18 protein-coding genes are annotated in these 21,596 nt (G+C 62.5%); 3 read left to right on the top strand and 15 right to left on the bottom strand.

Annotated features, from left to right (window positions below):
* Positions 1-30: 30 nt before the first annotated feature.
* A complete protein-coding gene (locus tag G9X68_RS20850) occupies positions 31-621 on the bottom strand; it encodes a 3'-5' exonuclease (protein WP_171604052.1) in 591 nt (196 codons plus the stop codon).
* A 281-nt stretch (positions 622-902) separates the two neighbouring features.
* Between G9X68_RS20850 and G9X68_RS20855 the strand changes: the two genes are divergently transcribed.
* Complete coding sequence (locus G9X68_RS20855) at positions 903-1,439, top strand: GNAT family N-acetyltransferase (protein WP_171604053.1); 537 nt, start codon at positions 903-905, stop codon at positions 1,437-1,439.
* Between the two features lie 34 nt (positions 1,440-1,473).
* Here G9X68_RS20855 and ligA read toward each other — a convergent pair whose 3' ends face one another.
* From ligA to aqpZ, 10 genes are all read right to left on the bottom strand, one after another.
* Positions 1,474-3,630, bottom strand: a complete 2,157-nt coding sequence (ligA, locus tag G9X68_RS20860; protein WP_171604054.1) for an NAD-dependent DNA ligase LigA — start codon at positions 3,628-3,630, stop codon at positions 1,474-1,476.
* Between the two features lie 109 nt (positions 3,631-3,739).
* Positions 3,740-4,267, bottom strand: coding sequence for a DUF6886 family protein (locus tag G9X68_RS20865; RefSeq protein WP_171604055.1), 528 nt, complete (start codon positions 4,265-4,267; stop codon positions 3,740-3,742).
* Positions 4,268-4,366: 99 nt separating this feature from the next.
* Positions 4,367-6,040 carry a DNA repair protein RecN gene (recN, locus tag G9X68_RS20870; RefSeq protein WP_171604056.1) on the bottom strand — a complete coding sequence of 558 codons (1,674 nt, stop codon included), beginning with the start codon at positions 6,038-6,040 and terminating at the stop codon, positions 4,367-4,369.
* Between the two features lie 5 nt (positions 6,041-6,045).
* On the bottom strand, positions 6,046-6,915 hold the full coding sequence (locus tag G9X68_RS20875) for an outer membrane protein assembly factor BamD (protein WP_171604057.1): 870 nt from the start codon (positions 6,913-6,915) through the stop codon (positions 6,046-6,048).
* 258 nt (positions 6,916-7,173) lie between these two features.
* On the bottom strand, positions 7,174-8,130 hold the full coding sequence (gene lpxC, locus G9X68_RS20880; protein ID WP_129419922.1) for a UDP-3-O-acyl-N-acetylglucosamine deacetylase: 957 nt from the start codon (positions 8,128-8,130) through the stop codon (positions 7,174-7,176).
* 262 nt (positions 8,131-8,392) lie between these two features.
* Positions 8,393-10,108 (bottom strand): cell division protein FtsZ, encoded by a 1,716-nt coding sequence (gene ftsZ, locus G9X68_RS20885; RefSeq protein WP_171604058.1) that lies wholly within the window; start codon positions 10,106-10,108, stop codon positions 8,393-8,395.
* A gap of 56 nt (positions 10,109-10,164) precedes the next feature.
* Positions 10,165-11,496, bottom strand: a complete 1,332-nt coding sequence (ftsA, locus tag G9X68_RS20890; RefSeq protein WP_003561012.1) for a cell division protein FtsA — start codon at positions 11,494-11,496, stop codon at positions 10,165-10,167.
* Positions 11,493-12,425 carry a cell division protein FtsQ/DivIB gene (locus G9X68_RS20895; protein ID WP_129419920.1) on the bottom strand — a complete coding sequence of 311 codons (933 nt, stop codon included), beginning with the start codon at positions 12,423-12,425 and terminating at the stop codon, positions 11,493-11,495. Before G9X68_RS20895 ends, ftsA begins: the two co-directional genes overlap by 4 nt.
* Positions 12,413-13,339 (bottom strand): D-alanine--D-alanine ligase, encoded by a 927-nt coding sequence (locus G9X68_RS20900; RefSeq protein ID WP_017961294.1) that lies wholly within the window; start codon positions 13,337-13,339, stop codon positions 12,413-12,415. The genes G9X68_RS20895 and G9X68_RS20900 overlap by 13 nt, the downstream gene beginning before the upstream one ends.
* 272 nt (positions 13,340-13,611) lie before the next feature.
* A complete protein-coding gene (aqpZ, locus tag G9X68_RS20905; RefSeq protein WP_171604059.1) occupies positions 13,612-14,298 on the bottom strand; it encodes an aquaporin Z in 687 nt (228 codons plus the stop codon).
* 267 nt (positions 14,299-14,565) lie between these two features.
* On the opposite strand from aqpZ, the gene G9X68_RS20910 reads away from it, so the two are divergent.
* Together G9X68_RS20910 and G9X68_RS20915 are read left to right on the top strand one after the other, a co-directional pair.
* Positions 14,566-15,879 (top strand): MFS transporter, encoded by a 1,314-nt coding sequence (locus tag G9X68_RS20910; protein WP_171604060.1) that lies wholly within the window; start codon positions 14,566-14,568, stop codon positions 15,877-15,879.
* 113 nt (positions 15,880-15,992) lie between these two features.
* Positions 15,993-16,922: a UDP-glucose 4-epimerase family protein gene (locus tag G9X68_RS20915; protein ID WP_171604061.1), complete on the top strand. Its 930-nt coding sequence runs from the start codon at positions 15,993-15,995 to the stop codon at positions 16,920-16,922.
* 4 nt (positions 16,923-16,926) lie between these two features.
* Here G9X68_RS20915 and murB read toward each other — a convergent pair whose 3' ends face one another.
* Genes murB through ftsW form a run of 4 tightly spaced genes read right to left on the bottom strand, consistent with a single transcriptional unit; the run spans position 16,927 to position 21,595 of the window.
* Positions 16,927-17,901, bottom strand: coding sequence for a UDP-N-acetylmuramate dehydrogenase (murB, locus tag G9X68_RS20920; RefSeq protein ID WP_171604062.1), 975 nt, complete (start codon positions 17,899-17,901; stop codon positions 16,927-16,929).
* A complete protein-coding gene (murC, locus tag G9X68_RS20925; RefSeq protein WP_171604063.1) occupies positions 17,898-19,313 on the bottom strand; it encodes a UDP-N-acetylmuramate--L-alanine ligase in 1,416 nt (471 codons plus the stop codon). Before murC ends, murB begins: the two co-directional genes overlap by 4 nt.
* On the bottom strand, positions 19,310-20,434 hold the full coding sequence (gene murG, locus G9X68_RS20930; RefSeq protein ID WP_171604064.1) for an undecaprenyldiphospho-muramoylpentapeptide beta-N-acetylglucosaminyltransferase: 1,125 nt from the start codon (positions 20,432-20,434) through the stop codon (positions 19,310-19,312). The genes murC and murG overlap by 4 nt, the downstream gene beginning before the upstream one ends.
* Before the next feature lie 6 nt (positions 20,435-20,440).
* Complete coding sequence (gene ftsW, locus G9X68_RS20935) at positions 20,441-21,595, bottom strand: putative lipid II flippase FtsW (RefSeq protein ID WP_129419907.1); 1,155 nt, start codon at positions 21,593-21,595, stop codon at positions 20,441-20,443.
* Position 21,596 lies beyond the last annotated feature (1 nt).

Here is a 21,596-nt window from a genome sequence, read left to right on the forward strand (position 1 = left end):
TTTGCAAGAAATGCGGTTACGTGAGAACACTCAGCCCTTTCGGCAGGTGCAGGGCTCGTAGGCCTGCGCCGTCAGCCGACCTGGCTTCATGCCGATCAACGTCGGTATAGCGTGGACGGCATGGGCCTGGACCGCCCTTGCCATCTCGATTGCGGCCGCTGCGCAGACGGCGGCATCTTCGGCGGCGTTGTGGTGCACGAATCGCAGGCCCAGATGCTCTGCGAGGAGGTTCAGCCGGTGCGAGAGGAAATGCGGCCAGATCCGCTGCGCCATCTTCAGGCTGCAGAGATAGGTAAGCTCCGGATAGGATTGCCGGTAGAGATCGAGGCTCGCCCGCCAGACGCTGAAATCGAAGGCGGCATTGTGCGCGATCATCGTCGCGCCGCGAAAATCCTCCTCGAACTCATCCATTACCTCGGGAAACTCGGGCGCGTCCTCGACATGCTCCGGCCGGATGCCATGGATTGCAATGTTCATCCCGGAAAAGCGCATCTGCCGCGGCCGGATCAGCCGCTCCTCGACGCGCGTGACCCTGCCGTCCTCGATCCAGGCAAGGCCGACGGAACAGGCGCTGCCGCGCTGTTCGTTTGCCGTCTCGAAGTCAATCGCAATGGTCTTCAATGCAGCAATCCGAATCGTTTCTCGAGGCACAGAAATACCGCCCCGCTTCCCACGGCGCAAATTCGACACGACGCAAGGTTGACTTTTTACCCCACATATCGAAACTTGCTGCCATGATCGGTTCCGTAACCATGGCAGCGCTTATTCATCACACCACGACCCTTGAAGGGTACGCGGGAGCGATGGCGCGTTAGCAGCGATCCGATCATCCCGAAAACCCTGCCGAGGCGAGCAGGGTTTTCGGAAACCGGCTCTCCTCCCGACACTGATGGAGAGCATGAATGTCCGAAAACGAAGAGAATGAACCTCGCGGCCGAGCGCGCCTGCCGGTTGGCGTCGTCGTGCGCGCCGTCCGCCTGTCCGATGCAGAGGAGATCACCGATCTCATAAATCTGCCGGGCTACCGGGCCGGCACCTTGCGGCCGCCGTACCAGAGGGTCGAAGAGGTTCGCAAGTACATGGAAAATCCGTCGCCAGGCGCGCTCAACCTCGTCGTCACCCAGGACGGTAAAATCGTCGGCAATGGCGGCCTCAACCGTCTTTCCGGCCGCCGGCAGCACGTCGCCAGCATCGGCATGGGCGTGCATGACGATTTCACCGGCCGCGGCTTCGGACGGATCCTGCTCGGCGCGATGGTCGAGGCTGCCGATGACTGGCTCGATATCAAACGGCTGGAACTGACTGTCTACACCGACAACGATGTCGCCATCGGCCTCTACCGGAAATTCGGCTTCGAGCAAGAAGGCCTGCTGAAGGCCTTCGGCTTTCGATCCGGCGAATATGTCGACGCCTATACGATGGCACGGCTCAGGCTATGAGCGAGCGCGAGGCTGACGGCTGGCCGCCAGCCCTTCACCCGCTGATCAGTGCCAGCCATTCGTCCTCGTCCATCGTCTGCACGCCTAGTTCGCGCGCCTTATCGAGCTTGGAGCCGGCGCCGGGGCCGGCAACGACGATGTCGGTCTTCTTCGAGACCGATCCCGCCACCTTGGCGCCGAGGCTTTCCGCCCTCGCCTTTGCCTCGTCGCGGGTAAACTTTTCCAGCGAGCCGGTGAAAACCACAGTCTTGCCGGCGACCGGGCTGCCTGCCGTCTTCGGTTGTTCGGCCTCCTCGGGCGTCACTTCCTCAAGCAGCCGGGTGATCACCTCGACATTGCGCGGCTCCTTGTAGAATTCGACGATAGCCCGCGCCACGACCTCCCCGATACCCTCGATGGCGTTGAGATCGTTCCAGGCGTCGCCGGAAAGCGCCTCGGCCTCGCGCATTGCGGTTTCAAAGGCCGCATAGGTGCCGTAGGAGCGCGCCAAGAGCTTCGCCGTAGTCTCGCCGACATGGCGGATGCCGAGCGCGTAGATGAAGCGGTGGAGCGCAATGCTGCGCCGTTCGGTGATCGCCGCATAGAGCTTGCCGACGCTGACCTTGCCGAAGCCATCAATATTCTCCAGCTTGGTCAGCGATTGCTGCTGACGCTTCTCCAGCGTGAAGATATCGGGCGCAGTGCGGATCTGCAGGGACGCGTCCTCGTTTTCGAAGAAGAAGTCGATCTGCTTCGAACCGAGCCCTTCTATATCGAAGGCGTTGCGCGAAACGAAGTGCTTCAGATGCTCCGTCGCCTGCGCCCGGCAGATGAAGCCGCCGGTGCAGCGGGTGACCGAATCGAGCTTGCCGGTCTTCTCATGTCTTTCACGCACCGCATGCGAACCGCAGACCGGGCAGGTCTTCGGAAATTCATAGGGCCTGGCCTCGGCCGGGCGCTTCTCCATGACGACGTCGAGCACCTGCGGGATCACATCACCTGCGCGCTGCACGATGACGGTATCGCCGATGCGGATATCGTGCTCGTCGTCGCGGATGCGCTCGCCGCTATTGCCGATGCCCCTGATGTAATCCGCGTTGTGCAGCGTCGCATTGGTGACGACCACGCCACCGACAGTGATCGGCGTCAAACGTGCGACCGGTGTCAGGGCGCCGGTGCGGCCGACTTGGATGTCGATATTCTCGACGATCGTGAAAGCCTGCTCCGCCGGAAACTTGTGTGCCGTCGCCCAGCGCGGCGAACGCGAGCGGAAGCCGAGACGGGCCTGCAGCTCAAGACTGTCGACCTTGTAGACGACGCCGTCGATGTCGTAGTCGAGATCCGGGCGGTCAAGGCCGATCTCGTCATAATGCGACAGGATGTCGGCGACCGAGTTCAATCGCTTCATCAGCGGATTGACGGGGAAACCCCAGTCCTTGAAGGTCTGCACCATCCCAAATTGCGTGTCGGCGGGCATTTCCGACATCTCGCCCCAGGCGTAGGCGAAGAATTTCAGCTTGCGGCTCGCCGTCACCTTGGCATCGAGCTGGCGCAACGATCCAGCCGCGGTGTTGCGCGGATTGACATAGGTCTGCTTGCCCTCCGCCTCCATCTGCCGGTTCAGTGCCAGGAAGTCGCTCTTGGCCATATAGACTTCGCCGCGGATCTCGACGACCGCGGGCACGCCTTTCGGCAGCTCGTTGGGGATCTCAGCGATGGTGCGGATATTGGCGGTGACATTCTCCCCCGTCGTGCCGTCGCCGCGCGTCGCTGCCGTCACCAGCCTGCCGTTTTCGTAACGGATCGACATCGAGAGCCCGTCGATCTTCGGTTCGGCGGTAAAGGCGATCGACTGGTCCGGCAGCCGGCCGAGGAAACGATAGACGCCGGCGACGAAATCCTGCACGTCCTCCTGCGAGAAAGTGTTGTCGAGCGACAACATCGGCCGCGCGTGGATGACGGGCGAGAACGTGACGGAGGGCGCTGCGCCGACATGCCGCGATGGGCTGTCTTCGCGGATCAACTCGGGAAAGCGCGCCTCGAGTGCATCGTTGCGGCGCTTCAGCGCGTCGTAATCGGCATCCGAAATCTCCGGCCGGTCCTTGCCGTGATAGAGCGCATCGTGATGTGCGATCTCCTTCGCCAGCCGTTCGAGCTCGGCGGCAGCCTCTTCGATCGTCAACGTGTCGACGGCGGAACCTTCGGTGGACATGGAACATCACTCCAGAGAATCTGGCCAGAAATCTGGATTGTTTTTAGAGCAAAATTGCCGGATGAAAAGAGAGGCTGCGGTCCTTCGAAAGGAAGATCGGTCTACCCGCCTATTCCCAATCCCTGACATTGCGCAGCCGGATGCCGCTGACATGCAGGCTGCTGTTCCAGAGACCCTTTAACGGCCGCAGGCTATCGACCACCCGAACCTCCACCCCGCGCGGCCCAAACTCCTGGTCGAGCCGCGAGATGGCGGTCCTCTCCAGGGGAATGACGCCTCTGCGGGCCACCCACATGCCAGCATCATCCAGATCCTCGAAGCTCTCGGCCGGCATCTCGTAACGGTGGATCGTCTCCGCTTCGAGCCTTTCCAGCCAATGGCGCTCGACATAGGCGACACCGCGCCAATCGCCAAGCCAGTGCCGCCGCTCGTTCTGTGACGTATCCGGCGTCGCCCAGATCAGAATACGCGGACAATCGCGCGGAAAAAGATACATGAAATCATGATCGGCATCGATTGCCCAGACGAGCGGACCGTTCAGCCAATCCCGGCCGGGCGCGCGGGCGGAGGGAATGCGAACCGGGCGCGGTTCGAACGCTACGATACCGGGATCGTCGCTGAAATGGAAAAGTCGCATGGCTTGAGCTCGCCGCCGATCGGGAAGCTTCAGCGCATATCGCGATGCGCGATGATTGTCATCCCGCCTACCCGAGCCGAAAGAACGTCGGAAGAAAAATCAGCCGTTGCCGGCCAGCAGCCGCTTCGCCGCCGCCCTCGCCTCTTCGGTGACCGAAGCCCCGGCCAGCATACGGGCGATCTCCTCGGTGCGGTCCTTCTGCGCCATCGTCGCCACACGCGTGGCAATCTTTTCCGAACCGTCGGCCGACGGTCCCTTGGAAATCAAGAGATGCGTGGCCGCCCGCGCCGCGACCTGCGGCGCATGGGTGACCGACAGCACCTGCACACGCTCCGACAGCCGCTTCAGCCGCTGGCCGATCGCATCGGCCACCGCACCGCCGACGCCGGTATCGATTTCGTCGAAGACAAGCGTCGGGGCCGATCCGCGATCGGCGAGCGCCACCTTCAGCGCCAGCAGGAAACGCGAGAGTTCGCCGCCGGAGGCGACCTTCATGATCGAGCCCGGCCGCGTGCCGGGATTGGTCTGGACGTGGAACTCGACCACATCGATGCCTTCAGCCAGAGCCTCGTGCGCATCCGTGGTGATCTCGACCATGAAACGGGCACGTTCGAGCTTCAGCGCCGGCAGCTCGGCCATGACGGCCCCAGCCAGTGCGGTGCCGGCATGATGGCGCTTGTCGGAGAGCGAGCGCGCCGCCGCATCGTAATTTTCCCGCGCCAGGCCGACCTCGGCCTCGAGCCGCGCAAGCCGCTCCTCGCCCGCGTCGAGATCGGCAAGATCGGCGATCATGCGCACGGCAAGCGCCGGCAGCTCGGTGACGGGCACGGAATATTTGCGCGAGGCGGCCCTGAGCGCGAAAAGCCGCTCCTCCACCCGCTCCAGCTCTCTCGGATCGTATTCGGTCTTGCGCAGCGCCGCTTCGACTTCCATCTGCGCGTTGGAAAGCTGGTCCAGCGCAGCATCGAGCAGCGTCACGGTGTCTTCGAGCAGTCCCGGCGCCTCATGGCTCTTGCGCTCCAGCCGGCGCACCAGCGAGGCGATATGGGGCACCGGCGAGGCATTGCCGTTGAGGAATTCGGACGCCTCGGCGATATCGCCGGCGATTCGCTCGGCCTTCATCATCTTCTGCCGTCGATCGGCGAGTTCTTCCTCCTCGCCATCCTGCGGCGAGAGCTTCTCGAGTTCCTCGACGGAAGAGCGCAGGTAGTCGGCTTCGCGCGCCGCGCTTTCCACCTTCTCGCGGTGCTTCTTCAGCGTCCGCTCGCTGTCGCGCCACAGGCGATAGAGCCGGGAGACCTCCGAAACCTCGTCGGTGAGGCCGGCAAAGGCATCGAGCAGAGTGCGGTGGGCATTGGTGTCGACAAGGGCGCGATCGTCGTGCTGTCCGTGGATTTCGACCAGCATCTGACCGGCCTGGCGCATCAGTTGCACGCTGACCGGCTGGTCGTTGACATAGGCCTTGGTGCGCCCGTCCGCCGATTGCTGGCGGCGGAAGATCAGGTCGCCCTCGTCGTCGATGCCGTTTTCACGCAGGAGGATGCGGGCGCCGTGTTCCATGCCGACGTCGAAAACCGCCGTCACCTGGCCCTTGTCCTCGCCATGGCGCACCAGGCCGCCGTCGCCGCGCCCACCGAGCGCCAGCGACAGACTGTCGAGCAGGATGGATTTGCCTGCCCCGGTCTCGCCTGTCAGCACGGAGAGGCCGGTCTCGAAGGCAAGATCCAGCCGCTCGATCAGGACGATATCGCGGATCGAAAGCTGGATCAGCATTGGCCTCAGGAACCGAGAAGAAGTTTCTTGCCCGCTGCCGCGATCCACGAGCCCTTGTTTTCACGCGGCTCGGCACCGCCGTTCTGCAGCAGCTTGTAGGAATCAGCGTACCACTGGCTGTCGGGATAATTGTGACCGAGAACGGCAGCGGCTGTCTGCGCCTCGTCGACGATGCCCATGGCGTAATAAGCTTCGACGAGACGCGCCAAGGCCTCTTCGATCTGGTTCGTATTCGGATATTTCTCGACGACGATGCGGAAGCGCGAGATCGCGGCGAGATATTCCTTCCGCTCCATGTAATACCGGCCGATCTGCATTTCCTTGCCGGCGAGCTGGTCGCGCGCGAAACGGATCTTGGCCTGTGCGTCGTCGACGTATTCGGAGTTCGGATAGTTGTCGACGACGGCCTGCATCGCCTCGATCGTCTTGGCCGAGGCGCGCTGGTCCTGCGTCACATCGACGATCTGCTTGGAATAGGTGAGACCGATGAGATACTGCACATAGGCGGCATCCTGGGACTTCGGATATTGCGACATGTAGCGGTTGCCGGAAGCAAGCGCATCGTCCAGGCGGCCTTGGCGGTATTTGACGAAGGTGCTCATCACAAGCGCCTTGCGCGCCCATTCGGAGAACGGGTTCTCGCGGTCGATCGCGTCGAACTTGCGCCCCGCTTCCGCCATGTTGCCGGCCTTCATATTGGCAAGGCCTTGCGTGTAGAGCACGTCGGGCGGATCGGTTTCGAGGCCGAGCTTGGTGATGTCGATATCGGGGTCCGACTGGCAACCGGAGATCAAGGCGCCTGCGCTGAGCACCAGAAGCGATGCGAACAAAGCGCGCGCTGTCTTCATCATACCTTCAGATCCTGCATAACCCATTCGAAAGAACCCCACTGCTGCCGCTCTCTCCACGGCAGCCACGCCTCGCTGGCGTTTCTAGCCACAAATGTGCATCAAGAGCAACGCAATGATAAGGCATTAACGCATTTTTGTGGCAGCAGCCTCAGAAATGATCGGCTTTACAACTTCTTCCCGACCTGTGGCGACAACGCATCGGGCTATTGCCGCAGACACGGCCGGACATAAAAAAACCGCCTCCGGGAAAGAGGCGGCCTGGTCTTGAGAATATGCTGGAGGTCATGCCGACCAGGGAGCGAATTCCGAAGCACTGACCGCGATCAGTTCGCGGGCAGCGACGCGCTGGCGCGGCGTCGACGTCTCGACCACCTCGTAGGCGGAGGGATCGGCGAGCAGCGCCTTCAGCGCATTGGCGTTCATCTTGTGACCACCGCGATAGGAACGGTAGCAGCCGATGAACTGGGCGCCGGCAAGCGAGAGATCGCCGACGGCATCGAGCGCCTTGTGGCGGACGAATTCGTCCTTGGCGTAACGCAGTCCTTCGACGTTGATGACGGTGTTGTCGTCCGAGATGACGACGGAGTTTTCGAGCGAGGAGCCGAGCGCGTGGCCCGACGCCCAGAGACGCTCGACATCGCGCATGAAGCCGAAGGTGCGCGCGCGGGAAAGCTCGGCCTTGAAGACGGCGGCGGTCATGTCGCCGGCCCACTTCTGCCGGCCGATCAGCGGGCAATCGAAATCGATCTCGACTTCGAAGCGCGTGCCGTCATAGGGGCGGAATTCGCTCCAGGAGCCGCCATGCTCGATTCGCACCGGCTTGGTGATACGGATATAGCGGCGCTTGACGCCGAGCGAGACGAGACCGACCTGCTCGATCGCCTCGACGAAGGGCAGCGAGCTGCCGTCCATGATCGGCATTTCGGAGCCCTGCACCTCGATCACCACATTGTCGAGGCCGAGCGCATAGACGGCGGCCATGACATGCTCGATCGTCGCGACCGAATGGGCCGGCGAGAATCCGAGCACGGTGCAGAGGTCGGTATTGCCGACCTGCGAGGAGACGGCCTTGAGTTCGGTGATGTCGCCATTGTCATGCAGGCGCTGGAAAACGACGCCGGTGTCCGATTCGGCCGGATTGAGGGTGATCGAGACTTCCGCGCCAGAATGGACCCCGGTGCCCGAAAGCGTCACGGGACGCGATACCGTCGTTTGAAAACCCAGCAAGCCAATCGCCATAAATTCTGCCTTTTATTCTTCCGTACCGGCGGTCTGTCCGATCGGCACGGCCATCGTTCATTCTGCAGCCGGAGCCTGTCGAAAGGTCTCCTAGGGCAGTTTCATTGCACCATACTTACGTGCGCCGGCGCTTCAATCCAAATCACTGTTTCTTTCGCTTTGTTACGAAGTCACGCGATTGAAATTGCTCGCGAATCGCAGGCTGAAAAACAGCAATGCCCGGGACCTTGATCCCGGGCATAAACGGTGCCGAAGCACGGCCTCAGTTCGACTGGCGACGCAGGAATGCCGGGATTTCCAGCTGGTCGTCTTCTTGCATCATCCGGGCCTGCGGAACTGCCCGGCCCTGGTCGTCGAGGTTGCCGCGGCGCGGTGCGTAGAGGCTTGCCTCGGGCGACAGCGGACGGCGCTGCTGCGAAGCGGCCGGCGGTGCTGCGGTCATATCGGCGGCAACGGCGTCGTCGTCGCGGCGGCCAAGCGAATTGGTGATTCGCTTGAGCAGACCCATCGGGCCGCGCTCCTCCGCCGCGTGCGCGGAAGCCGGCTGCGTGCGGTGGTCGAGTTCGGCCTGGACGACCGGCGGGAAATCCTCAACCTTCGGCATGCGCACCGGTTCGGCCTGGCGGATGGTCGGCTCCTGCCGGACCGGCTGCTGCTGGACCGGCTGACTTATGACCGGCTGGCTCATGACGGGCGCCGGAGCCTGCTGCTGCACCGGTGCCGGACGCATTGCCGGAGCTTCCGGCGCAGGCGCGAAGATCTTGCTCTGCGGACGGAAGGTTTCCTGCTGTACTACGGGCTGCTGCAGCGGTGCGGCAGCACGCGGGGCCGGAATTTCGAGTTCGCGTTCCATCTCGGCTTCGCGGATGGTCTGCGCGATCGGATCCATGGCCTTCGGTGCCTGCATCACGGGGGCAGGCTGCACTGCGGCCGCTGCCGGAGCAACAGCCGCGGAGGGACGGATAGCGGGCCTTGCGGCCGGCTGGAGGTTGCGCTCGGCGGCTTCGTTCATCGCCCGGTCGATGCCGGTTGCGACGACCGAGACGCGGATGATGCCTTCGAGCGATTCGTCGAAGGTGGCGCCGAGGATGATGTTGGCGTCAGGATCGACTTCCTCGCGGATGCGGGTCGCGGCTTCGTCGACTTCGAAGAGGGTGAGGTCGCGACCGCCGGTGATGGAGATCAGCAGGCCCTGGGCGCCCTTCATCGAGGTTTCGTCGAGCAGCGGGTTGGCGATAGCAGCCTCTGCGGCCTGCAGCGCGCGGCCGGAGCCGGAGGCTTCGCCAGTGCCCATCATCGCGCGGCCCATTTCGCGCATCACCGAGCGGACGTCGGCGAAGTCGAGGTTGATGAGGCCTTCCTTGACCATCAGGTCGGTGATGCAGGCAACGCCCGAATAGAGAACCTGGTCAGCCATGGCGAAAGCATCGGCGAAGGTCGTCTTGTCGTTGGCAATGCGGAAGAGATTCTGGTTCGGAATGACGATCAGCGTATCGACAGACTTCTGCAGCTCCTGAATGCCCATCTCAGCCAGACGCATGCGGCGCCCGCCTTCGAAATGGAACGGCTTGGTGACGACGCCGACCGTCAGAATGCCCTTGTTGCGGGCCGCCTGTGCGACAACTGGAGCAGCACCTGTGCCGGTGCCGCCGCCCATGCCGGCGGTGACGAAGCACATATGCGTGCCGTTCAGGTGATCGACGATCTCGTCGATGCACTCCTCGGCGGCCGCGCGGCCGACTTCCGGCTGCGAGCCGGCACCGAGGCCCTCGGTGACGTTGACGCCGAGCTGGATGATGCGCTCGGCCTTCGTCATCGTCAGCGCCTGCGCATCCGTGTTGGCGACGACGAAGTCGACGCCCTGGAGGCCGGCGGTAATCATGTTGTTGACGGCATTGCCGCCACCGCCGCCAACGCCGAACACGGTGATGCGCGGCTTCAGCTCTGTGATGTCAGGCTTTTGCAGCTTGATGGTCATGGTACCTGTTCCTTCTCTCTCTGGCCGCATCGCCACGCCGGCCAATTACGCAAATTTCAGAAGCTTTCCTTCAGCCACTGGCCCATGCGAGCTATGCGGCTGTTATTTCCCCCAAGCGACATGAGCAGGCCGCTCTGTGACGCATGTGTCTCCATGTCCGCGACCTGCGGATAGATCATCAGGCCGACGGCCGTCGAAAAGGCCGGGCCTTTGGCCGCCGTCGGCAACCCCGAGACGCCCATCGGACGGCCGATGCGGACGTTGCGGGCAAGGATGCGCCGCGCCACGTCGGCAAGGCCGGTCAACTGGCTCGCCCCGCCGGTCAGTACGACGCGCTTGCCGACGATCGGGCTGAAACCCGAACGCTGGATACGGTCGCGGATCAGTTCCATCGTCTCTTCGATTCGGGCGGACACGATGCGCGAAACCAGCGCCCGCGGCACCTGCGACGGCTGGTCGCGATCGTCCTCGCCGATCGGCGGGATCGAGATCAGCTCGCGCTCGTCGGAGGAATTCGAAAGCGCCGAGGCATGCACGACCTTCAGACGCTCCGCATCCTCGATGCGGGTCGAAAGACCGCGCGCCAGGTCGGTGGTGACGTGATGACCGCCGAGGCCGACGGCATCCGTATGAACGAGCTTGCCTTCAGCAAAGACCGAGATCGTCGTCGTGCCGCCGCCCATGTCGATCGCCGCGCAGCCGAGCTCGACCTCGTCGTCGACGAGAGCCGCAAGGCCCGATGCATAGGGCGTCGCGACGATGCCCTCGACCGACAGATGCGCACGATTGACGCTAAGTTCGAGGTTCTTCAGCGCCGAGCGCTCCGCCGTCACTACATGCATGTCGACGCCGAGCGCATCCCCATACATCGCCAGCGGATCGCGGATGCCGCGCTCGCCATCGAGCGAGAAGCCGGTCGCCAGCGAATGCAGCACCGAACGGTCCTGGCGCAGGGACTGCTGGCAGGCTGCCGACAGCACCTTCTTCAGATCGTTGAGCTCGACTTCCTGGCCGCCAAGATCGATCGTTGCGGTGTAGATATCGCTGCCGAGCCGGCCGGCCGTCAGGTTGACGATCAGGCTCTCGACGGTCAGCCCCGCCATGCGCTCGGCCGCATCGACGGCGAGACGGATGACGCCTTCCAGCGCGTCGAGATCGGCGATGACGCCGGTCTTGATGCCGCGGGAACGCTGGTGGCCGATGCCGATGATCTCGATATTGTGTGTGCGGCCCGGCAGGATCTGGCTTTCCTCGCGCGGCGTCAGCCGGCCGATCATGCAGACGACCTTGGTCGAGCCGATGTCGAGCACCGAAACGACATGCGACCGCTTCGACGAAAGCGGCTTCAGGCGCGGCAATCCGAAATGGGATGAACCGAACAAGCTCATATATTCTGCCCCGCCTTCTTCAATTCTTTCGTACGCTCTGTCACTGCCGTCTGCCTGCGGATCGCCGCCTCCGGCGTCAGCTGGATCGCGGTTCTGTCGGCCAGCCTGAGATCGACTGCGGCAATATCTCGCTCCAGCAGCTGGTGCTCCTTGTCGAACTTCGAAAGCGTCGCCAGTGCCTGGTCGATACCGTCTTCCGGCAGCTTGACGACGACGCCGTTATCCATATGCAGGTCCCAGCGACGGCCGGATATCCAGACATAGGCCTTCACGCGGGCCTTCACGTCGGGCCACTTCGAGAAGGCGTCGTCCAGTGAAGCCGCCGCCGTTTCCGCATCCCGGCCGACAACCAGCGGCAGCGCCGAAAACTTATTGTCGCGCAGCGGCGCAATGACGCTGCCGTTCTTTTCGATCAGCGAAAGCTCCTGCCCGTGCTGCCAGATCGCATAGGCCTGGCGCTCCTTGAGCTTCACCTCGATGGTCTTCGGATAAATCTTGCGGACCTCGACATTTTCGACCCAGGGAAGATGCGCGATCTTCCGGCGGGCGGCATCGACGTCGAGGGCGACCAACGAGGTCGTGCCATCAAGGCCGATCAGCTGTAGGATCTCGATTTCGGAGGTTTCCGAATTGCCGGAGACCTTCACGTCCTCGATCGCAAAACCCGCGGCCGTCGTCGTCGCCTGCGCGACGGCTTCGGTGTGACCGCCGAGCGACATGCCGTAAAGCCCGGTCGCGCCTAAGAAAGCGAGCGCCGAGACCGTGCCCGTATGAACAGGAATGTAGATGCGGCCGCTGCAAAGGCTGATCAGGAAGCGCGTGACCCGGCGCAGCGGACGCGGCAGCACGAACCGCTCTTCGGCTTCCATGATCGGAAGCACGGCATGATGGCTGGGGCGCCCAATCCTCTTGACCGTCAACGCAAACAAGACGCGTCCTCCACCATCCACCGGAGAAACTGACCAAATGAATAGCCGGCATGACCGGCCATTTCGGGCACGAGCGAGGTTGGAGTCATACCTGGCTGGGTATTGACCTCCAGCCAGATGATTTCGCCGTCTTCGGAGAAACGATCGTCGTAACGAAAGTCGGACCGACTGACGCCGCGACAACCGATTGCCTGATGCGCCCTTAGGGACAATGTTTGTATTTTTTGGTAAATATTCGGTGAAATTTTCGCGGGGATGACGTGTTTTGAACCGCCTGCCGCATACTTGGAGTCGTAATCATAGAAATTGTGTCCCTGCGGCACCACTTCCGTGACGCCGAGCGGAGTTTCACCCATGACGCCGCAGGTGAGTTCGCGACCGTAAACATAGCGCTCGACGATCACCTCTTCGCCGTAACGCCACTCGGGCGAGCTGACGATCTGCGGCGGATGCGCCTGATCCTCCGTGACGATGACGACGCCGAAGCTCGACCCCTCGCGGACAGGCTTGACCACATAGGGCGGCTTCATCGGATGCGTCGAGGGAAAGGCGAAACGGTTGACCACCTGCGATTCGGCGACCGGAATACCGGCAGCGGCGGCAACGAGCTTCGCCTTATCCTTGTCCATCGCAAGCGCCGAGGCAAGCACGCCCGAATGCGTATAGGGGATCTCGAGATATTCGAGGATGCCCTGAATGGTGCCGTCCTCGCCGAACGGGCCATGAAGCGCATTGAAGACGACATCGGGCTTCAGCGCGGCAAGCTTCTCGGAAACGTCGCGCGCCACGTCGATGCGCGTCACGTCGAAGCCCTCTGCCTCGAGAGCTTCTGCGCAAGCCTTTCCCGAGGAAAGGCTGACAGGCCTTTCCGAGGAAAATCCGCCCATCAGGACAGCGACATGCTTGCGACTCATCAACACCCCCAAAAATAACTTTCATTTTCGAAATCGACGCTTGCGCGAAGCTGTCTGCGCCGTTTCAGGCCTTTGTCCGACCTGGGTGCATTAGAGCATCATTATGGTTAATGAAGTGTTTACTTTCGTTAACTTCGTATTGCCGCGCCCTTGATTTTTTAACCTTCTCGTCTTCGGGATTGCCAGATCGAAGATGCCGCCGATCCGCGAAAACAGAAAAACCCGCACGGAAAAACCGGGCGGGCTCAATGGGATAGCTCGGTATCTTGCAGTCAGTCGGCGTCGTCGAGGAATTTCCAAACGAACCCGCCGAGCGCGCCACCTGCAAGCGGCGCAATCCAGAACAGCCAGAGCTGCTGCAGCGCCCAGCCACCGACGAAAAGCGCCTGGCCGGTGGAACGGGCCGGATTGACCGAGGTATTCGTCACGGGGATAGAAACGAGATGGATCAGCGTCAGCCCGAGGCCGATGGCAAGCGGCGCGAAGCCCGCAGGCACCCGGCTGCTGGTCGATCCCAAGATGATGATCAGGAAGAACATGGTGAGCAGCACTTCGATCAGCAGCGCCGAAAGCAGTGAATAACCGCCCGGAGAATGATCGCCATATCCGTTGGCGGCAAAGCCGCCGAGTTCGAAACCCGCCTTGCCGCTGGCGATGAGATAAAGCAGCGCCGCCGCGGCGATGGCGCCGACAACCTGCGTGACGATATAGGGAACGAGGCGCGCCGCCGGAAACCGTCCGGCAACCGTAAGGCCGAGCGAGACGGCGGGATTGAAATGACCGCCCGAAATGCCGCCCACGGCATAGGCCATGGTGAGCACGGTCAGACCGAACGCAAAGGCCACGCCGACAAAACCTATTCCAAGCTCGGGATAGGCCGCGGCCAGCACGGCACTGCCGCATCCGCCGAAGACCAGCCAGAACGTGCCGAGAAATTCGGCAACAAGACTCTTTTGCATGGATATCTCCTCTGCCCTCAACCAGAGGGTTAGCAATGAATCTGTTACAATTCGATTCCGGTCAAGCACACGGGCGCCGCCGTGGCAAGCCTCGCGCAAGGAAGGAAAACCCAAGGATTTGAAATGACCGGGGGATGCGAGCCGGTAACGCATGCAGGCCGCGTCCCCTGTACCGAATGCATGTTTTGACATTTTCTCGGATCTGAAATTGCGTTAAGACCCGCGAGCCTCCCAAGGCGCTTCATAAAAATATTGATTGGAATGAAAATGACAGACGCGATCTCTGCATCGCCGACTCCTGCCTCGAACAGCGCGCAAGTCAATTCTCCGGCTCGCGTCCTTATCGCCAGCCTCGTCGGCACCACCATCGAATTCTTCGACTTCTACGTCTACGCGACGGCAGCCGTCCTCGTCTTCCCGCATCTCTTCTTCCCGGCAAGCGATTCGAACGCCGCAACGCTGCAGTCGCTCGTCACCTTCTCGATCGCCTTCTTCGCCCGCCCCATTGGCGCCGTGGTTTTCGGCCATTTCGGCGATCGCATCGGCCGCAAGGCGACGCTCGTCGCCGCGCTGATGACGATGGGGCTTTCGACCGTCCTGATCGGCATGCTGCCGGGCTATGATGCGATCGGCATCGCCGCGCCGCTGTTGCTGGCGCTTTGCCGCTTCGGTCAGGGCCTCGGCCTCGGCGGCGAATGGGGTGGCGCCGTTCTGCTTGCCACCGAAAACGCTCCTCCCGGCAAGCGCAGCTGGTACGCCATGTTCCCGCAACTCGGCGCTCCGATCGGCTTCATCCTCTCCTCCGGCTTCTTCCTCATCCTCGCGGAAACGATGAGCAATGAGGATTTCCTCGACTACGGATGGCGCATTCCCTTCATCGCCAGCCTAGCGCTGGTCGCCGTCGGCCTCTATGTCCGCCTGAAGATCGCCGAGACGCCGGAATTCCGCAAAGCCGTCGAAAAGCACGAGCGCGTCGCCGTGCCGATCGAGGTGGTCTTCCGCAACCATCTGCGTAGCTTGATCCTCGGCACCTTCATCGCCGTTGCGACCTTCGTGCTGTTCTACCTGATGACGGTCTTCACCCTCTCCTGGGGTACGACACCTCTGGAAAAGGGTGGGCTCGGTTACTCCCGCGAGCAGTTCCTGGTCGTCCAGCTTGTCGGCGTCGTCTTCTTCGGCCTGACGATCCCGCTCTCCGGCTGGCTCTCCGATCTCTATTCGCGCCGCACCATCCTGACGCTGACGACGATTGCCATCGCCATCTTCGGCTTCTTCTACGCGACGCTGTTGACCAGCGGTCTCACAGGCGCTTTCCTATGCTCGATCATCGGCCTCGGCTTGATGGGCTTCACCTATGGTCCGATCGGCGCTGCGCTCGCCGCCCCCTTCCCGGCCACGGTGCGCTATACCGGCGCCTCGATGACCTTCAACCTCGGCGGCATCTTCGGCGCTTCGCTCGCCCCTTATATCGCCACCTGGCTCGCCACCCATTATAGTCTGGACTATGTCGGCTACTACCTCGCTGCCTCGGCAGTGATCTCGCTGGTCTGCATCCGGTTGTCGGGCCGCGAGGAAGTCTGAACCTCGATCCGCAAATGAATAACAAGCCGCGGCGGCTAACGTCGCGGCTTTTTTATTGATGCCGTCAGCACTTCCGGCTAACCGGAACACTCACGGCAAAACGGGAACAGATCATGCGATGCCTCATTACCGGCGCAGCCGGCTTTGTCGGTGGGCCTCTCGTCGAAAGACTGCATGGAGAGCGGATATGCGAGCTTGCGGTGACGACGCGATCTGCAGCCGCCAGCTTCCCGACATCCGTGCGGCATTTCCCCATCGAGATAACAAGCGAAACCGATTGGACAGCGGCTCTCGAGGGTATTGATGTCATCGTCCATCTCGCCGCTCGTGTTCACATCATGCACGACCGCGCAGCCGATCCGCTTGCGGAATTTCGTCGGATCAACACGGCCGCCACGTTGAACCTCGCCGAGCAGGCCGCCCGCGCAGGCGTAAAAAGGTTCGTCTTCATCAGCAGCATCAAGGTCAATGGCGAGGAGAACGATCGGCCCTTCCGGCATGACGATACGCCAATGCCGATCGATCCCTATGGCATCTCGAAGCTGGAAACTGAAATCGGGCTGCATGAAATCGCCGCCCGAACAGGCTTGGAAGTCGTCGTCATTCGGCCGCCGCTCGTTTATGGACCCGGCGCGCGGGGCAACTTCGCCCTGCTCGTCGGACTTGTCCGGAAGAAGATACCGCTCCCCTTCGCGTCACTGAAGAACCGCCGGACACTGGTCGCGCTTCCAAATCTCGTCGACCTGATCATCACTGGGATGAAGCATCCGGGTGCTGCCGGCCAGACCTTTCTCGCAGGCGATGGTGAAGATCTGTCGACTCCCGGGCTTATTGAAGGGATTGCCGCAGGGCTGGGTGTCAAACCGATGCTGCTCCCCTTCCCTCCCATCCTGTTGCAGATGGGCGCCAGAGTCACGGGAAAGGACGCCGTTTACCAGCGTCTTTGCGGTTCCCTGCAAGTCGACATATCCCACGCCCGCGAAGTGCTTGGCTGGTCGCCCCTCGTCACGCCGCGCGAAGGCCTGAAGCTTGCGGTGACGTAAACCGTTATTCGCTCGTCACGCCGTGGAACGGACGCACCTCACGGCCCGGCATGAAGACGCCGAGGCGTTTGATTTCCCATTCGAGCTTGATGCCGTCTTTTTCGAAGACCTCGCGACGTACCTGTTCGCCGAGATATTCGAGATCGTAACCGGTCGCCTGCCCCATGTTGATCATGAAGTTGCAGTGCAGCGACGACATCTGCGCTCCGCCGATGACGAGGCCGCGGCAGCCTGCCTCGTCGATCAGTTTCCAGGCCGAATGGCCGGCCGGGTTCTTGAAGGTTGAACCGCCTGTCTTTTCGCGCACCGGCTGTACCGTCTCGCGATGATTGCGCACGGCATCCATCTCGGCGCGGATCTGCGCGCGCTCTTCCGGGTAGCCCTCGAACAGCACGGAGGTGAAGATCAGGTCGGCGGGCGCTGCCGAATACCGGTAGGAGTAGCCCATCTCGGCATTGGAGAGCACATGCTTGTTGCCCTTGCGATCGACAGCATTGACTTCGATCAGCCGCTCGCGCGTCTCGACACCGTTCGCGCCGGCATTCATGCGCGCCGCGCCGCCGATACCGCCTGGAATCCCGTAGAAGAAATGGAAGCCGCCGATGCCGTTATCCATCGCCATCGCCGCCACATGTTTATCAGGGCAGATGGCGCCGGCGAGAATCCGGTTTTCGCCGGCAAGCTCGACGAAACCGAACCCCTTGGCCGACAGGCGCAGCACGACGCCGGGAATGCCGCCGTCGCGCACCAGGATATTGGAGCCGACGCCGACCACCGTCAGCGGTACCTCCTCCGGCAATATCTTCAGGAAGGCGATGAGGTCATCGACGTCATGCGGCTGGAACATCAGCTCGGCCAAGCCGCCGGCCCTGAACCAGGTGACGCGGTCCATGGGGGCATCCGGCGTGATACGACCGCGGATATCCTTTACACCGTCTCCCAGAGACGCGAGAAGCTTTTCCCCATTCACCTGTTTCATACGGACTTTCCCGATAGGCCTTCCAGTTGTTTGGGCAGCGCCGCCGCCCAGGATGTGATGCTCCCAGCCCCCAACAGAACCACGAAATCGCCAGGCTTTGCAACCTCCGCAACCATCTGCGGTAGAAGCTCCGCCGAGCTCAGAAAGCGGGCGTCGCGATGGCCACCGGATTTTATGCGCGAGACCAGCGACACGGAATCGATACCCTCGATCGGATCCTCGCCGGCCGCATAGACCGGTGCCAGGAAGATGCTGTCGGCATCGTTGAAGCAGGCGGCGAATTCCTCGAACAGGCTCGCAAGACGGCTAAAGCGGTGCGGCTGGTGGACCGCGATGACACGCCCCTTGCAGGATTCGCGGGCGGCGCGCAGCACCGCCTTGATCTCGACCGGGTGATGGCCGTAATCGTCGAAGATCTGCACGCCATTCCACTCGCCGGTCAGCGTGAAGCGGCGCTTGACGCCGCCGAAGGAGGCGAGCCCCTTGGCGATATCTGCGCTCGATATGCCGAGCCGGTTGGCAACGGCAATCGCCGCCGTCGCGTTGGAAATATTATGCCGGCCGGGCATCGGCATGACCAGCCCCTTGAGCTCGATTACCTGACCGGTGCGGCGGCGGCGGATTTCGACGTCGAAGATCGAGCGCGTGCCGTCGATGCGCACATTCTTGAAGCGCACGTCGGCCTGCGGGTTCTCGCCATAGGTGATGATCTTGCGGTCCTCGATGCGGCCGACCAGCGACTGCACCTCGGGATGGTCGAGACACATGACGCCGAAGCCGTAGAACGGCACGTTCTCGACGAACTGCCGAAAGGCGGCACGCACGGCGTCGAAATTGCCGTAATGGTCAAGATGTTCCGGGTCGATATTGGTGATGACCGCAACATCGGCCGGAAGCTTCAGGAAGGTGCCGTCCGATTCGTCGGCCTCGACCACCATCCACTCACCCTCGCCCATGCGGGCATTAGTACCGTAGGCATTGATGATACCACCATTGATGACGGTCGGGTCCAGCCCACCAGCTTCGAGCAGCGTGGCGACCAACGAGGTGGTCGTCGTCTTGCCATGCGTGCCGCCGATGGCGATCGCATTGCGGAAGCGCATCAGCTCGGCGAGCATCTCGGCGCGGCGCACCACCGGCAGCAGCTTTTCGCGCGCGGCGATGAGTTCCGGATTGCTCTTCTTGATTGCCGTCGAGACGACGACGACTTCGGCCTCACCCAGGTTTTCCGCCCTGTGGCCGACGAAGACCTCGATGCCCTTGTCGCGCAGGCGCTGGACATTGGCGCTGTCGGCCTGGTCCGATCCCTGCACCTTGTGGCCGAGATTGTGCAGCACCTCGGCAATGCCGCTCATGCCGATGCCGCCAATGCCGATGAAATGGACGAGACCGATCGCCTTCGGCAGTTTCATGCGCGTGTCCTCTTGAATTCTGCAATTGTCCGTCCGGCGGCAATAGCCTCAACCATGTCGGCAAGCAAGTTCGCCGCATCGGGTTTCCCGGCGAGTTTCGCCGCCGCCGCCATGTGCGAAAGCTTTTCTGGATCGTTCATCACAGCCGCCAGGATCGCCGCGATCTTCCCCGGCGAAAGCTCCGACTGGGCGATCACCTTCGCCCCGCCGGTCGCAGCAAGTGCCGCCGCATTCGCCGCCTGGTCGTGATCGAGAGCGTGCGGGTAAGGCACGAGCACCGCAGGCCGGCCGATGACGGAGATTTCCGAAACCGTCGAGGCGCCCGAACGGCAGATGACGAGATGCGCCCTGGCTAGCCTCTCGGCCATGTCGGTGAAGAAGGGTGCGATATCGGCTCCCATCTCCAGCCTGGCGACGCAGCCGCTGACCATCTCCATGTCCTCGGGACGCACCTGCTGGGTGATGCGGAGCCGCACGCGAAGCGCGTCGTCGAGCAGGCTGATCGCCGTCGGCAGCGCCTTGGAGAAATATTGCGCGCCCTGGCTGCCGCCGAAGACGACGAGGTTGAAGGCCTCGCCCGCATGCGACGGCGTGTAAGGCACCTCCGCTGCGGCGATGATTGCCGGGCGGACGGGATTGCCCGTCGTCACCGTCTTGTCTGGAAAGGCAGCGCCTCCCTCCGGCAGGAAACCGCCGGCGATGGCCTGCACGCGAGTTGCCAAGGCCTTGTTGGCGCGCCCCATCACTGCATTCTGCTCGTGGATCATCGCGGGCACGCCGAGCCGGGTGGCGGCAAGCAGCGGCGGCACGGTGGGATAACCACCGAAACCGACGACGATAACAGGCTGCAGCCGCTGGATCAGCTTCTTCGCCGCCCGCATCCCGCTCCAAAGCGTCCATAGCGAGCGGGCAACCGCAACCGGGTTCTTCGAGCCGATCGTCGCCGACGGCACGACATGAATCTCCTCGGCCGGGAACTTGCCGGCATAACGCTCCGCCCGGCTGTCCGTGACGAGATGCACCGAATAGCCGCGCTCCTTCAGCTTGAAGGCCAGCGCCTCCGCCGGGAACACATGGCCGCCGGTTCCCCCGGCGGCGAGCAGCACGATGCCTTTGCTCATGGTCTTCTACTCCGCCGGCATGCCGTGCGGGACACGGAAGAGACTCCGGTCCTGTGCGCGCTTTTCCGGTCGATGGCGCGTCAGCGCCAGAATGAAGCCGGCGGTGACGCAGATCGCCACCATAGACGAGCCGCCATAGGAAATCAGCGGCAGCGTCATGCCCTTTGCCGGCAGCAGTTCGAGATTGACGCCGATATTGATGATCGACTGGATGCCCATCTGCAGCACTAGGCCGGCGACGGCGAAACGGTTGAAGTCGTTGCGCTCGCGATAGGCATGCGAGAGGCCGCGCAACACTAGCACGGTAAACAGCGCGACGAGCGCCATGCAGAAGACGATGCCGAATTCCTCGGCCGCGACCGAGAAGATGAAGTCGGTATGCGCATCCGGGATGATGCGCTTGACGATGCCCTCGCCCGGGCCCTGGCCGAACCAGCTGCCGCGGATGATCGCCTCGCGCGCTGTATCGATCTGGAACGTATCACCCTCGCCGGTCATGAACTTGTCTATGCGGCCGGCGACGTGCGGAAAGACGTAATAGGCGCTGAGCAGGCCCCCGGCGCCGCCGATACCGAGCAGCACGATCCAGATCCACGGCATGCCGGCCATGAAGAACATCCCGCCCCAGACAGCGGTCGTCAGAATGGTCTGGCCAAGGTCCGGCTGTGCGATAAGAAGGGCCGCGACGATGCCGAACAGGATGATGGCAAAGAGATTGCCGGGGATCTCCGGCTGGCGCGCATGTTCGGCAAACAGCCAGGCGCAGACCACGACGAAGGCGGGCTTCATGAATTCCGACGGCTGAATGGAAAGGCCGGCGATCCAGATCCAGCGCCTGCCGCCCTTGACCTCCTGCCCGACGAACAGCACCAGCACCATCATGGCGAGCGAGATGATCAGGATCAGGATTGCGGTTCGCCGCACCTGGCGCGGCGTCAGGAAAGAAAGCCCGAGCATCACGGCGATCGAGGGGATCATGAAGGCCGCCTGGCGCTTGACGAAGTGGAAAGGTTCGAGCCCGATACGCTCGGCAACCGCGGGAGATGCCGCAAACGACAGCATGAAGCCAATGCCCATCAGGAAGATGAACATCGCCAGGAAGAAGCGGTCGATGGTCCAGAACCAATCGGCCAGAGGCCCACGTTCCGCGCGGCTTACCATG

Origin of the sequence: Rhizobium changzhiense (genome assembly GCF_013087625.1) — a bacterium.
Taxonomy (GTDB): domain Bacteria; phylum Pseudomonadota; class Alphaproteobacteria; order Rhizobiales; family Rhizobiaceae; genus Rhizobium; species Rhizobium sophorae.